This window comes from Sphingomonas qilianensis (assembly GCF_039614825.1).
Taxonomy (GTDB): Bacteria; Pseudomonadota; Alphaproteobacteria; order Sphingomonadales; family Sphingomonadaceae; genus Sphingomonas; species Sphingomonas qilianensis.
The window spans coordinates 198,145-211,988 of the sequence record NZ_JBDIMF010000007.1 but is presented as its reverse complement, the minus strand read 5'-3'; the positions used below and the strand labels follow the sequence as shown (position 1 = coordinate 211,988).

The 13,844-nt window shown below is 65.9% G+C and carries 10 protein-coding genes; 6 read left to right on the top strand and 4 right to left on the bottom strand.

The features are described from left to right. Positions 1-79: 79 nt before the first annotated feature. Positions 80-2,254, bottom strand: coding sequence for an AsmA family protein (locus ABC969_RS15565; protein WP_345866059.1), 2,175 nt, complete (start codon positions 2,252-2,254; stop codon positions 80-82). A gap of 173 nt (positions 2,255-2,427) precedes the next feature. On the opposite strand from ABC969_RS15565, the gene rpmI reads away from it, so the two are divergent. The 4 genes from rpmI to pheT all read left to right on the top strand — a co-directional run bounded on the left by rpmI (position 2,428) and on the right by pheT (position 6,593). Beyond that, entirely contained in the window at positions 2,428-2,631 is a 204-nt protein-coding gene (rpmI, locus tag ABC969_RS15560) for a 50S ribosomal protein L35 (RefSeq protein ID WP_261293860.1), read from the top strand. Between the two features lie 17 nt (positions 2,632-2,648). Continuing rightward, a complete protein-coding gene (gene rplT / locus ABC969_RS15555; protein WP_261293861.1) occupies positions 2,649-3,014 on the top strand; it encodes a 50S ribosomal protein L20 in 366 nt (121 codons plus the stop codon). A 100-nt stretch (positions 3,015-3,114) separates the two neighbouring features. Beyond that, on the top strand, positions 3,115-4,209 hold the full coding sequence (gene pheS / locus ABC969_RS15550) for a phenylalanine--tRNA ligase subunit alpha (protein WP_345866097.1): 1,095 nt from the start codon (positions 3,115-3,117) through the stop codon (positions 4,207-4,209). Continuing rightward, on the top strand, positions 4,206-6,593 hold the full coding sequence (pheT, locus tag ABC969_RS15545; RefSeq protein ID WP_345866058.1) for a phenylalanine--tRNA ligase subunit beta: 2,388 nt from the start codon (positions 4,206-4,208) through the stop codon (positions 6,591-6,593). Before pheS ends, pheT begins: the two co-directional genes overlap by 4 nt. A 111-nt stretch (positions 6,594-6,704) precedes the next feature. Here the strand turns inward: pheT and ABC969_RS15540 are convergent, their stop codons facing one another. Further along, positions 6,705-7,022 (bottom strand): endonuclease domain-containing protein, encoded by a 318-nt coding sequence (locus tag ABC969_RS15540; RefSeq protein ID WP_345866057.1) that lies wholly within the window; start codon positions 7,020-7,022, stop codon positions 6,705-6,707. A gap of 341 nt (positions 7,023-7,363) precedes the next feature. On the opposite strand from ABC969_RS15540, the gene ABC969_RS15535 reads away from it, so the two are divergent. Together ABC969_RS15535 and ABC969_RS15530 are read left to right on the top strand one after the other, a co-directional pair. Continuing rightward, positions 7,364-8,239, top strand: a complete 876-nt coding sequence (locus ABC969_RS15535) for an aldose 1-epimerase family protein (protein ID WP_345866056.1) — start codon at positions 7,364-7,366, stop codon at positions 8,237-8,239. Between the two features lie 295 nt (positions 8,240-8,534). Then, the gene (locus ABC969_RS15530; RefSeq protein ID WP_345866055.1) at positions 8,535-10,106 is read left to right on the top strand and encodes a peptide chain release factor 3; all 1,572 of its coding nucleotides are present in this window, start codon (positions 8,535-8,537) and stop codon (positions 10,104-10,106) included. On the opposite strand, the gene ABC969_RS15525 is transcribed toward ABC969_RS15530, so the two are convergent. Both ABC969_RS15525 and ABC969_RS15520 read right to left on the bottom strand, forming a co-directional pair. Continuing rightward, entirely contained in the window at positions 10,103-11,374 is a 1,272-nt protein-coding gene (locus ABC969_RS15525) for a spinster family MFS transporter (RefSeq protein ID WP_345866054.1), read from the bottom strand. The two genes, ABC969_RS15530 and ABC969_RS15525, sit on opposite strands and share 4 nt — an antisense overlap. Before the next feature lie 99 nt (positions 11,375-11,473). Then, on the bottom strand, positions 11,474-13,816 hold the full coding sequence (locus ABC969_RS15520; protein WP_345866053.1) for a TonB-dependent receptor: 2,343 nt from the start codon (positions 13,814-13,816) through the stop codon (positions 11,474-11,476). Positions 13,817-13,844 lie beyond the last annotated feature (28 nt).

The window sequence follows — 13,844 nt, the reverse complement described above, 5'->3', positions numbered from 1 at the left end:
CTTAACGAGGCAGGCCGCGCGCGCTCCTCATTGAGACCCCAGCCTGCGCTGGGGTGACGGTTGATACGGGCGATCAGCCTCAGAAAATCCCCAAAAACTTCTTCTTCTGCCCCTTGCGCTCGTCCTTCGTTTTCTTCCCGTCCTCGGCCTTGGCCGTCGTGCCCCGGCCGACATCGTCGCGCGGTTTGCCGTCCTTGGTGCGCTGCGCCTTGGCCGTCGCCCCCGCCAGGACTGGCCCGCATGCCGCGCCCTCCGCATCGCCGACATCGACGAACGCCAGGATGCCCGCGAGCGGCGTCGCCACCAGGCTCAGCCCGAGGCCCACGCCGGCCCGCGCCAGCAATTGCTCACTCACCACGCTGATCCCCGGCTTGGAGAAATAGCCGTTGATGCCAACCGGCGATTGCCCGGCGAACACGCTGAACTTCTTGCTGTCGGCGCGGAAGGCGAGATCGAGCGCTTCGTTCTTGAAGCTGAAGCCGCCGCGCCCGATCATCACGTTCTTCTTGGTGTCGATCAGGATCGGATCGGCGGCCGCAATGCCGTTACGCACCGTGAAGCCGATCAGCCCGCAATTGATCTGCACCGGTTCCTTCAATTTGCCCTGGAACAGGCGCTGCGCATAGGTGCCGACATCAAGCTCCGACAGCTGAATGTTGCGCGCCCAGAAGCTGCCCTGCGGCAGGATGATGGCGATCCGCCCGTTGGCGGTGCTGAGCGAATCGTGCACCGTATCGCCGCGCCCGACGAGCTTGAGCCGTGCCTTTACCGTGCCGGTCGTGCCCGCTTCCTCTACGCCCCAGCCCGCCAGCAGCACGCCCATCGGCGTCGGCGCGAGGCGGATATCGTAGCTGGTCAGCGATGGGCGGCGGCGCGTGTTGATCACCACATCGGCGGCGACCTTGCCGCGCGCCATCGTCATGGTCAGCGGCGACAGCGTCAGCACCGCATCCTTGAGCTTGAGCGTCAGCGCGATGTTGGAAATCGGCACGCTGCGCGAGCGCAATTGCCCGACGCGGTAGGTCACATCGGCATCGAACGCCTTCATCGCCGCCACGTTGAGCGGCGCATCGGGCAGCACGCGCGCCGGGGCTGCGCCGGTCGCCGCGGCAGCGGCAATCGCCCCGCGCGATGCTACGATGTCCGGGTTATACCCGATGAACGGCGCGACATCGACGATGTCCAGCCGCCGCGTGGTCAGCGCCGCGTCGATATGCACTTTGGGCCGGCTTTGGCGGACGGTGAAGCGCCCGGCGATATCGCTGTCGCCGAAGCGGCCCTTCAGCCCGGTAAACTTGTAGTCGATCCCGCTTTTCACGAGTTGCGCGGTCAGCCGGTAGGCGCGCGTGTCCGGCGTCAGCACGCCGAGGATGGCGAGCAGTTCGGCCACGTTGCGCCCGCGCGCGGTCACCGCCAGCGGCACGTCCTCGATCTCGGCGACGCTCGGCAGCGTGCCGGTCATGTCGATCTGGTTGCGCCCGGCAAAGGCGCGCAGCTCGAGCTTGTTGGCGCCGCGGGCCGCGGTCTGGTTGGGCGAGAGCAACGCGCCGGTCAACCGGAACGGCGTGCCGCGCACCACTCCCTTGCCGGTAAAGCGCACGGCATCCTCGATTCGCGTGGCGCGCGATTTGATCGTCTCGAACGCTAATGTGGTATCGAGCAGCAGCTGCGAATCGAGATAGCGCAGCGTCGTCCCGGCCACTGTCGCACGGCCGATCAGCGGCAGTTCGAACGGCTTGCCGCCCTTGGTTTCGCTGAACGTCCAGGTGTTGCGATCATGCGCCGCATTCCATTCCAGATCGATCGCCGCATCGGTCAGATCCAGCCAGTGCAGCCGCCGCCGCCCGAACAGCAACGAGAGCGGCGCGATGCGCGTATCGATCCTGGCGGCCTCGAACAGGTTGCGTTTCTGCGCCCAGGCGGGGTTCGAAACGCTGATCCGCTCGGCCAGCAGCTTGATGTCGAACGGCGCGAAATACAGCTGAAAGTCGCCCCCCACCGTCACTTCGCGGTGCATCAGCTTGCCGGCAACGGATTCGAACGCGTGCTTCAGGAACCGCCCTTTGGTGATGAACAATATTGCCCACACCACGAAGATCGCGATCGCCAGCCACAGCACGATGCGTTTCAGCCAGCCGAGCGGCGTGTATTTGCCGTAGCGTCGCTGGTGCCAGGGGGCGGTGGAGGACGCTGGGGCCGCTGGTCCGGGTGCCGACGCAGACGCGGTCGTTACGGGTGTGTCGATCTCTGCCATAGCGGCTGCAACCGGCGACCAAAGCGAATCGTTCCCGACCCGGCTTGGCGCCTTGCATTTCACGCCGGCGGCGGTTATGCGCCCCGCTTCTTCCGCGAGTATAGAGGAACTGCCCGGCCGGTATGGGCTGCCGTGGCCGTTCATAAACGCTCCGCGAAACTGAAAGGACGAAAATGCCCAAACTCAAGACCAAGAGCGGCGTCAAAAAGCGCTTCAAGCTCACTGCCACCGGGCTGCTCAAGCACGGCGTCGCCGGCAAGCGTCACCGCCTGCTGCATCACAATGGCAAGTATATCCGCCAGAATCGCGGCATGAAAGTGCTGTCCAAGGCCGATACGGCCACCGTTAAGGCGTGGGCGCCTTACGGTCTCGGCTGAGCGGAAAGGAATAGAATATGGCACGCGTCAAACGGGGTGTAACCACCCACGCCAAGCACAAGAAGATTCTCTCGCAGGCAAAGGGCTATTACGGCCGCCGCAAGAACACCATCCGCATCGCGCGGCAGGCGGTCGAGAAGGCCGGCCAGTACGCTTATCGCGATCGCAAGGTTAAGAAGCGCTCGTTCCGTGCTTTGTGGATCCAGCGCATCAACGCTGCCGTCCGCATGGAAGGCCTGACCTACGGCACGTTCATGCACGGTGTGAAGCTCGCCGGGATCGAACTTGACCGCAAGGTCATGGCCGATCTCGCGATGCATGAAGCCGCTGCGTTTAGCGCCATCATCGCGCAGGCGAAGGCGGCACTGCCCCAGGCCGCCTAAGGCGACTTGAGCAAGCGACATCAGGGGCGCGGGTGGTCTAGGCCACCCGCGCCCTTTTCGTTATCGGCATACGCCCGAGGAGTGACCAGTGACCGAGCAAGTGACCGACATCGAACAGCTGCAGACCGATCTGGTCGCCGCGATCGGGACCGCCAGCGGGCTGGATTCGCTCGAGGCATGTCGCGTCCATGCGCTCGGCAAGCAGGGCGCCGTCACCGCCTTGCTCAAGACCTTGGGCAGGATGTCGCCCGAGGAGCGGCTGGTGCAGGGGCCCCGCATCCAGGGGCTGCGCGAGGCGGTTACCGCGGCGATCGCCGCGCGCAAGGACGCGCTGGAGCGCGCCGAGCTCGATGCGCGGCTCGCCCGCGAAACGCTCGACATGACGCTCCCCGCCGATGTGCCCCCCACCGGCACGATCCACCCGGTCAGCCAGGTGATGGACGAACTGGCGGAAATCTTCGCTGATCTGGGCTTCGCGGTCGCGACGGGGCCCGAGATCGAGGATGACTGGCACAATTTCAGCGCGCTCAACATTCCCGAAACGCATCCCGCGCGCGCCATGCAGGATACCTTTTATCTCGCCGGCGACCACGAGCCCCCGATGGTGCTGCGCACGCACACCTCGCCGGTGCAGATCCGCACCATGGTAGAGGTCGCGCGCCGTTCGTCGGGGGCCGGCGAGCCGATCCGCATCATCGCGCCGGGCCGCGTCTATCGCTCCGACTGGGATGCGACGCACACGCCGATGTTCCACCAGATCGAAGGGCTGGTGATCGACAAGGGGATCACGCTCGGCCATCTCAAATGGACGCTGGAGACGTTCCTGCGCGCGTTCTTCGAGCGCGACGATGTCGTGCTGCGGCTCCGCCCGAGCTATTTCCCCTTCACCGAACCCTCGGCCGAAGTCGATGTCGGTTTCAGCAACGTGCACGGCAAGCGCGTGATCGGCGGCGCCGATGGCTGGATGGAAGTGCTCGGCTCCGGCATGGTCCACCGCAAGGTGATCGAGGCGTGCGGGCTCGATCCCAATGAATGGCAGGGCTTCGCCTTCGGCTGCGGCATCGATCGGCTGGCGATGCTCAAATACGGCATCGACGACTTACGCCCCGTGTTCGAAAGCGACGTGCGCTGGCTCAAGCATTACGGCTTCTCCGCGCTCGACGTCCCCACTCTGTCCGGCGGAGTCGGCGCATGAAATTCACCCTCGACTGGCTCCGCCAGCATCTCGACACGACCGCCAGCCTCGACGAGATCGTCGACACGCTGACGCGCATCGGCCTCGAAGTCGAAGGCGTCGAAAATCCCGGCGCCAAGCTTGCCCAATTCAAGGTCGCCAGGGTGCTCAGCGCCGAACGCCACCCGCAAGCCGACAAGCTGCAGATCCTCTCCGTCGATGCGGGGGACGGCCCGATGCAGGTCGTGTGCGGCGCGCCCAATGCCCGCGCCGGCCTGGTCGGCGTGTTCGGCGCCCCCGGCGCTTATGTCCCGGGCAGCGACATCACGCTCAAGGTCGCCGAGATCCGCGGTGTCGTGTCCAACGGCATGATGTGTTCGACGCGCGAGCTCGAATTGGGCGAGGATCATGACGGCATCATCGAGCTGCCCGCCGATGCGCCGATCGGCACCGCCTATCCTGATTATGCCGGCCTCACCGATCCGGTGATCGACGTCAGCATCACGCCCAACAAGCAGGATTGCATGGGCGTTTACGGCATCGCGCGCGATCTCGCCGCCGCCGGCCTGGGCACGCTCAAGCCGCTGACCGTCACGCCTGTTACCGGCGACGGCCCCGGACCCGACGTGCGCACCGACGACATCGAAGGCTGCCCCGCATTCTACGCCCAGTCCGTCAGCGGCGTGACCAATGGCGAGGCGCCGGAGTGGATGCGCCGCCGCCTCACCGCGATCGGCCAGAAGCCGATCTCGGCCTTGGTCGACATCACCAATTACGTGATGATCGATCTCGGCCGCCCGTTGCACGTCTATGATCGCGCCACGCTCAGCGGCGGGCTCGTCGCGCGCAAGGCGCAGGCCGGCGAACAGGTGCTCGCGCTCAACGGCAAGACCTATACGCTGACCGACAGCATGACGGTGATCGCCGACGCCGCCCAGGTCCACGATATCGGCGGCATCATGGGTGGCGAGCATTCCGGCGTGTCCGAGACGACCACCGACGTGCTGATCGAATGCGCCTATTTCGATCCCGAGGCGATCGCCCGCACCGGGCAGAAGCTCGGCCTGACCAGCGATGCGCGCCAGCGTTTCGAACGCGGCGTCGATCCGGCATTCCTCGATCAGGGCCTGGCCATCGCCACGCAGCTGGTGCTCGATCTGTGCGGCGGCGCCGCCAGCCAGGTGACGCGCGCCGGCACGCCGCCCGTCGCGCCGCGCAGCATCGCTTATGATCCCGCGCTCGCCGAGACGCTGGGCGGCCTCGCCATCGCGCCCGCACGCCAGCAGGAGATTCTCGAACGGCTCGGCTTCGTGATCGACGCCGACTGGTCGGTGACGATCCCCAGCTGGCGCCGCGATGTCGATGGCCCCGCCGATCTGGTCGAGGAAGTGATCCGCATCGAAGGCATCGACCACGTCCCCTCCACCCCGCTGCCGCGCGTCCCCGGCGTCGCCAGGCCGACCGCCACGCCCGAGCAAAAGCTCGAACGCCGCGTGCGCCGCGCCGCCGCCGCACGCGGGCTCGACGAATCGGTCACCTGGAGCTTCCTGTCCGAAGCGCAGGCCGCCCCCTTCGGCGGTGGCGCCTGGACGCTCGCCAATCCGATCAGCGAAGAGCTGAAGGTGATGCGCCCGTCGCTGCTCCCCGGCCTGCTGTCGGCCGCCGAGCGCAATCTCAAGCACGGCGCGACCAGCGTGCGCCTGTTCGAGCTCGGCCGTCGCTATCTCGCCGATAAGGAGCGCTCGACGCTCGGCGTCGTGCTCGCCGGTGCCGCGCGCCCGCGCGGCTGGCGCGGCGGCAAGGCGATCAGCGCGGACGCGTTCGACGCCAAGGCCGAAGCGCTCGCCTTGCTCGCCGCCGCCGGCGCGCCGGTCGACAATCTGCAGGTGATGGGTGAGGCCGGCCCAGATAGCTTGGGGGCCTGGCATCCCGGCCAGTCGGGCACGCTGCGGCTGGGGCCGAAGACGGTGCTCGCCGCGTTCGGCATGGTCCATCCGAGCGTGCTCAAGGCGTTCGATCTCGATGGCCCCATCGCCGCGGTCGAACTGTATCTAGATGCCATCCCGCCCAGGCGCGGCGCCAAGGGGCCGGGGGGCTTCATGCGCCCGGCCTACACCCCGCCCGCGCTGCAGGCGGTGACGCGCGATTTCGCCTTCCTCGTGCCGGCCGATCTCGCCGCCGATGCGCTGGTCCGCGCGGCCAGGGGCGCGGACAAGGCGACGATCACGGCTGCGCGGCTGTTCGACGTGTTCACCGGCGCGGGCGTCGAGGAGGGCAAGAAGAGTCTGGCGATCGAAGTCACGCTGCAGCCGCAGGCGAAAAGCTTCACCGACGCGGAATTGAAGGCCATCGCCGACAAGGTGGTGGCGGCAGCGGCCAAGCTGGGTGCGACGCTCCGGGGCTGACGCTTCACCGCGCACCCAATTGACCCACCCGATAACGCACCGACGGCTTCCGATCATCCTCCCCCGCCAGGGGGAGGTGGCGCCGAAGGCGACGGAGGGGGAGGTAAGCGATCAACTCTCGAATCGTCGCCGCCGCTCCTGCGCAAGCGCGATGATCTGCCACGCGATTTCGGTCGTGTTCGCCAGCACGTCGGTCGCCGGATAGCGCAGCACGCTGACACCACGTGAGACCAGATAGGCATCGCGCACGGCATCGCGCGCCGGCCGGTCGCCGCGCGCATGCGCCTCGCCGTCAACTTCGATAACGAGGCGTGCCCGCGCGCAATAGAAATCCAGCACGTAATCCCCCACGGCATGCTGTTTGCGAAAGCGCAATCCGGCCTCGTTGTGCCGCAACGCCAGCCAGAGCGCGATTTCCGGTGGGGTCATTTCCCTGCGCAACCTCTTGGCATGGCGTTTGCCGCTGGGCGATCCGTCCAGCCGCATCTGTCCCTCCCCCTCCGTCACGCTGCGCGTGCCACCTCCCCCTGGCGGGGGAGGATCGTGCCCAATTCATGAACCGCTTTCCACCAATGGTGCCGATCTTGATAATCCTTCCCCGCCAGGGGGAGGTGGCGCCGAAGGCGACGGAGGGGGAGGTAAGCGATCAACTCTCGAATCATCGCCGCCGATAACGCAGCGCGGTCCCCGCCCCCGTCCGGGACGCGCCTGAGCAGCGGCGGGGAAGGACGGCCATTCCATCCCACGCCCTCCCCCGCTACGGAACGGGCATGACCGATCTCATCACCATCAAATCCCCCAAGCTGACCGCGCGCATCAATCCGTTCGGCGCCGAGCTCACGTCGCTCACCGACCGTCAGGGCAAGGAGCTGATGACCGACGCCGATCCGGCCTTCTGGACCGGCCACGCGCCGATCCTGTTCCCGATCGTCGGCGCGCTCGCGGGCGATACGCTGCGGGTCGATGGCAAGAGCTACAAGATGGACAAGCACGGCTTCGCCCGCCGCAGCGACTTCGAGGTGGTCGACGTGCAGGCGCACCACGCCGTCTTCCGCCTCACCGACAGCGACAAGACGCGCGCGCGCTATCCCTTCGCCTTCGCGCTCGAGCTGACCTACGCGCTGGAAGGCGCCACGCTCACCGTAACCGTTAAGATCATCAATCGCGGCGATGCGCCGATGCCGGCGAGCTTCGGCTTCCACCCCGCCTTCGCCTGGCCGCTGCCGTACGGCGAGCCGCGCGACGCCCACCGCATCCTGTTCGGGAAACAGGAGCCCGGCGCGCTGAAGCGCATCGCCAAGGACGGCACGATCGCCCCCGAGCCCCGCGAGAGCCCGCTCGACGGCCGATCACTGCGCCTGCGCGACGATCTGTTCAGCGAGGATGCGCTGGTATGGGATCCAATTGCCTCGTCCGCCGTCACCTATGGCGCGTTCGGCGGCCCGACGCTCGATGTGGCCTTCCCCGATACGCCATCGCTCGGCATCTGGACCAAGCCCGGTGCTGCCTATGTGTGCATCGAGCCGTGGCACGGCATCGCCGATCCGTCCGGTTATGCCGGCGAGTTCCGCGACAAGCCGGGCGTGTTCGAGATCGCGGCCGGGGGCGAGAAATCCATCAAAATGAGCGTCACGCTCAATCTCTGAGCGTTGGCGCTGTCCTACAGCTTCAGGGGAATGATAGGTTGGCCATCATGCCGGCCTCACCCTCACCGCAAGCGTGCGCGCGCGTCTCGACCGATGATGCCCTCATCGGCCGCCACAAAACGCGCGACCGTCTCAACATTGTCAACATTCGCGCTGCCAACCGTCTCAACATTCACCGCGAACCGGCAGAATCCCGCCGCCGCCCTGGGCAGAAACCGCGCCAGCGTCTCAACATTGTCAACATTCGCGCGCCCGCTCGGTTGAGCATGCCGCGTCAACCCGCTAGTCCGCCGCGATGACCCAAGTTTCCGATCGCCGCACCTTCGCGATCATTTCCCATCCCGATGCCGGCAAGACCACGCTGACGGAGAAATTGCTCTATTTCGGCGGCGCGATCCATCTCGCCGGCGAGGTCAAGGCGCGTGGGCAGAATCGCCGCGCGCGTTCCGACTGGATGAAGATCGAGCAGCAGCGCGGCATCTCGGTCACCTCCTCGGTGATGACGTTCGAAAAGGACGGCCTCACCTTCAACCTGCTCGACACGCCGGGCCACGAAGACTTTTCCGAGGATACGTATCGCACGCTGACCGCGGTCGATTCGGCGGTGATGGTGATCGATGCGGCGCGCGGCATCGAGGCGCAGACGCGCAAATTGTTCGAGGTCTGCCGGCTGCGCTCGGTGCCGATCATCACCTTTATCAACAAGGTCGATCGCGAAGGCCGCCCGCCGTTCGAACTGCTCGACGAGATCGCCGATATCCTGCAGCTGGATGTCACGCCGATGAGCTGGCCGGTCGGCATGGGCAGCGATTTCGAGGGCGTGTACGATCTCCACGCCAACACGCTGAGCCAGCCCGAAGGGCCGAGCCGCGAATTCATGGGTACGTCGATCCCATTCACGGGGATGGACGATCCCAAGCTGGCGGCGACGATCTCCGCCGCCGGGCTCAAGACGCTGACCGACGAATCGGAACTGGCGCTGGGCGGCTATGCCGAATTCGATGTCGAGCGGTATCGCGCGGGCGATCTCACGCCGGTCTATTTCGGCTCCGCGCTCAAGGATTTCGGCGTCGCCGAGCTGATCGCGGCGCTGGGCCAGCACGCGCCGGGGCCGCGCCCGCAGCCGGCCGAGCCCGCAGCCGTAACGCCCGATCGCGCCGACGTCACCGGCTTCATCTTCAAGGTCCAGGCCAATATGGACCCCAATCATCGCGATCGCATCGCCTTCATGCGGCTCTGCTCGGGCGTGTTCAAACGCGGCATGAAGCTGACCCCGACGGGCCACGGCAAGCCGATCGCGATCCATTCGCCGATCCTGTTCTTCGCGCAGAATCGCGAGCTGGCCGACGAGGCGTTTCCCGGCGACATCATCGGCATCCCCAATCACGGCACGCTGCGTGTGGGGGATACGATGAGCGAGCGCGCCGATGTGCGCTTCACCGGCCTGCCCAATTTCGCGCCCGAAATCCTGCGCCGCGTGGCGCTCAAGGATCCGACCAAGACCAAGCAGTTGCGGAAAGCGCTGGACGACATGGCCGAGGAAGGCGTGACGCAGGTCTTTTATCCCGAGATCGGCTCGAACTGGATCATCGGTGTCGTCGGGCAGCTGCAGCTGGAGGTTCTGCTCAGCCGGCTGGAGGCCGAGTATAAGGTCGATGCCGGTCTGGAAATGGCGCCGTACGATACCGCGCGCTGGGTCTCGGCGGAGGATCCCGCCGACCTCAAGGCGTTCATCGATATCAACCGCAACCAGCTGGCCAAGGATCGCGACGGCAACCCGGTCTATATGGCCCGCACCGCGTGGGACGTGGGCTATGTCTCGGATCGCTACCCCAAGGTGAAATTCGCCGCGACGCGCGAGCGCTAGCCGGCCACCTCATCCACCCAATCCCGCCGCAACGGCCGCACCGCCAGAAACGCCAGGATCGTCGCCAAGACATAGAAGCATGCCACTGCCACCGCCGAATAGCGCAACGCATCTGCCCCGAAGCTGAGCTTCAACGCATCGGACAAGGCGCCGATCGCAAACGATCCGGCGCCCAGCCCGATCAGATTGTTGATCAGCAGGAAACTCGCCGAGGCGGTGGCGCGCATATGCGGTGGTACGAGATGTTGCACGGCGGTGGTGATCGGCCCGAGCCACAGGATGTTGAGTGCGTTGGGAATGAGCAGGAAAGCCCAGGCGATCCAGGGCGAGGGCGACAGGAAGCCGGCGATGAACAGCGGCCCGGTGATCAGCCAGGCAAAGGCCGGCAATTTGGCATAATTGCCGCGATCGCCGCCCAATTTGTCAGCCAGCACGCCGCCGAGGAATACCCCGCTGGCCCCGCCGACCAGCAGCAGCGAGGCGAAATACAGTGCCGCGCCCTGCAGATCGAAGCCATAGCTGCGGATCATCAGCGATGGCACCCAGAAGGCCAGGCCATAGCCCGCCAGGCTGCTCATCGAGGCGGCGAACGCCATCAGCCAGAAGCTCGGTTTGCGGGCCAGGATGGCGAACACCGCGCTGACCGGCGCACGCCCCACCGGCGCGACGGCGCGCACGGGTTCTTTGACGATCAGCCGGAACACCGGCGCGATCAGGATGCCCGCCACGCCGACCGTGATGAACGCCGCGCGCCAATTGACATAAGTAGCGATAAACGCGCCGAGCACCGTGCCCAGCGCCAGTCCGATCGGGATGCCCATCGAATAAATGCCCAGCGCCCGCGCACGCCGCTCGGGGGGAAAATAATCGGTGATCAGCGCGTAGGACGGCGCAACGCCACCCGCCTCGCCGACGCCGACGCCCAGGCGAAACAGGAACATCTGCGTGAAGCTCGTCGCCAGCCCGCACAGCGCGGTGAACAGGCTCCACACCGTCAGGCTGATGGTGATCACCCAGGAACGGCTGGTGCGATCGGCGATCAGCGCCAGCGGGATGGCCAATGTCGAATAGAGGATGGCAAAGGCGGTGCCGCCGAGCAGCCCCAATTGCGTGTCGCTCAGCCCCAGCTCGGCCTTGATCGGCTGCACCAGAATGCCAAGGATCTGCCGATCGAGGAAGTTGAAGGTATACACCAGCAGCAGCATGGCCAGCACCAGAGCGCTGTAGCCGGGGCTCGCTTTGGGCGCCGTCGCGACGGTTTCGGTCATCAATCGCTCTCCCGGGCGTCAGCAAACGGGCGCGGTCGTTGCCGCGCCCGCTCCTTCATGGCGGTCGGCCTGGCGGCCGTCCATGCCGAATGTGGCCGTTCAAAATTTGGCGGTGAGCGTGGCGAACACCTGCCGGGGATTACCGTAAAAGGCCGTGAGCACGCCGGTGCTGCCCAGGGTCGGGATCGGCGCGCCGGCGGGGGTGCGCAGGAAATCGCCGGTGTCGGGGTTCTGCGCCAGGAAGTTGTAGCCCGAGACGATATATTGCTTGTCGGTCAGATTCTTGCCGTGGACGCCGATGGAGAAGCGGTCGTTGAGATTGTAGACGATGTTGGCGTCGACCAACGCATAGCTCGGCTGATCAAGACCGGGCGTGCGCAGCTCGAATTGCTGCGAATCGCTGCGGTAGGAGAGCGTCGAACTGAGATCGACCGAGCCCTCGCCGATCGGCTGGGTGAAGGCGATCGTGCCGCTGGCGGTGAGATCGGGCGTGTTCTGGAATTTGCGCCGCGTAGAGACGTCGATGCCGCGCGCATCGATGAATTTGGTATATTTCGCATCGAGATAGCCGACCGTGCCCGCCAGGCTCAGCCGCTGCCCGTCTGCACCACGTAGCACCGTGAGGTTCGCTTCCGCTTCCAGCCCGTTGATGCGCGCGCGCCCCGCATTGGTGGTGATGCCGATAAAGGTTTGCACCCCGCCAACCGTCTGCCCGACCGAACCGGGCACCTGCACGTCGGTGTATTTCGAGTGGAAACCGGCCAGCGCCAGCGTCAACCGGCGATCAAACAGGGAGGCCTTGTAGCCAGCTTCATAGCTTTCGACCGTCTCGGGATCGAACGACAGGAAATTGTAGATGTCTGCCTGGTCGCCGCCCGCACCGTTGACGCGGTTGCCGTTGAAATCGGGCGCCGCAGTGCCCACGCCGCGTGGATCGAAACCGCCGCCCTTGAAGCCCTTGGCATAGCTTGCATAGAGCAGGTGGTCCTGCGCCGGCTTGAAGCTGATCGAGGCGCGCGGGGTGAACTTGGCGAAATCGGCGCTGCCGCGGAAATCGGTCTGCCGCGCGATCGGCGCGCTGGTTCCGCCGAAATAGGGCGACGCGCCGAGATACACGTTACGCTGAACCTGCGAGCGGCGCGTATCCCACGTGTAGCGCCCACCGACCGATACGCTCAATTGCGGCGTGAGATCATAGGTCGCATCGCCGAAGATCGCGACGGTATCGGTACGGACCTTGCCATAGGTCAGCGCCGTGACCGTGCCGGGCAACCGTACGTCGAACGCGGTCACGGCTTCGGCATCGAGATAATAGAGGCCGGCGAGCATGTTGAACGGGCCGGTATCGACCAGCACCTGCACTTCCTGGCTGAACTGCCTGTTATTGTAGAAAGCGGGCACGTCGACATCGACCGCAGGGAGCGCATCGAAATCGATCGGCGTCGCGCTATCATCCTTGCGATAACCGGTGATCGAGCGGAAGGTCAGCCAGTCCGCCGGCTTCACTTCGGCGAACAGCGATCCGCCATAGGCCTCGACCTCCTGTTTCGGCGCGATCAGCGCGCCGCGGCTGTCATAGACGTCGCCAAGCACCGGGAAGTTGGTGCCGTTGAGCGGTGCGATCAGGCGATGGCCGCCGCGCGTGTTGCTGTTATCCTTGGTATAATCCCCTGACAGGCGAAAAAACGCGTCGCCACTCGGCGCGAACTGCAGCGTGCCGCGCGCGCCCCAAAGATCCTTGTTGTAATTCTCCTGCCCCGTCGTGAGGTTATCGCCGAACCCGCCGCGGCTCAATCGCGCCACCGCCGCCCCCACTTTGAACCCCGAATTGCCCAGCGGCGTGCTGGCGCTGATCACGCCATCGGCCTGATCATAGCTGCCATAGCTGGCGCGCACATTGAGCGTGGGATCATCGCCGATCCGCCGCGTGACATATTTCACCGCGCCACCGATCGTGTTGCGCCCATAAAGCGTGCCCTGTGGCCCACGCAGCACCTCGATCCGCTCGACATCATAGATATCGAGCACCGCGGCCTGCGGGCGGTTGAGATACACGTCGTCGAGATAGATGCCGACGCCCGCCTCGAACCCGGCGACCGGATCCTGCTGGCCGACACCGCGGATGAAGGCGCTCAGCGTCGAATTGGTGCCGCGCGACACTTCCAGCGTGACGTTGGGCGTGACGTTGGCGATGTCGGTCACGTCGATCGCGCCCGATGCCTCGAGCTGCGCGCCCGAAAACGCGGTGATCGCCACCGGCACGTCGATCAGCCGCTCCTCGCGGCGCCGCGCGGTGACGACGATGTCGCCATCGGCCGCCGCCGTGTCAAAGCCACTGATCGGCTGATCGGACGTGTCCTGTGCGACCGCCGGCATCGCCGCCAGCGCGAACAAGGCGACCCCGGCATTGAGCAAAAGGCGCGCGGATGTGTGACGTGACATATAATCCTCCCCACTATGCGCCCCGCTT